Source organism: Acinetobacter sp. NIOH-H-8 (genome assembly GCF_046635365.1).
Taxonomy (GTDB): domain Bacteria; phylum Pseudomonadota; class Gammaproteobacteria; order Pseudomonadales; family Moraxellaceae; genus Acinetobacter.
Window position 1 is genome coordinate 1 of record NZ_JBHDVN010000252.1, and the last position, 420, is coordinate 420.

The 420-nt window shown below is 64.0% G+C and carries 1 protein-coding gene; it reads right to left on the reverse strand.

The window, feature by feature from the left end:
* Positions 1-420: helix-turn-helix domain-containing protein (locus tag ACEWB7_RS18080; RefSeq protein ID WP_411581097.1), on the reverse strand; the 420-nt coding region annotated here is incomplete at both ends.

Below are 420 nucleotides of genomic sequence, written 5' to 3' on the forward strand. Positions count from 1 at the left end.
GTCGGGCGCTTTCGCCGGCGCTCAGGGTCAGCACCTCATTGCCGACCGTGATCCGCAGACTTCCCTGGTCAACGGAAATCAGCTCGCGCGTTCCCGGACTGTGGGCATCGGCATGAGAGCCGTCGCCCGGCATGATGGTCCACGCCCATAGCTCGAACATCGTCCGGCCGGAGGTGGACGCCAGCAACCGCGCTTCGCTTCCCTTCGCGCTGGTCCAGAGAGTATTCCCTGTCGTCTGCTCGACCGCGACTTCCGAACTGGCGGGTAATGGATCGCTCACGAGATCGGACACCGATACCGAAAAGGCCGCTGCCAGACGGCACAGGACGCCGATGCTCGGATTTGCCTTGCCCTGTTCCAGCGCCACGACCGTTCCTTTCGACACGCCGGCGAGCTTCGCCAAGGCGTCGAGACTAAGCT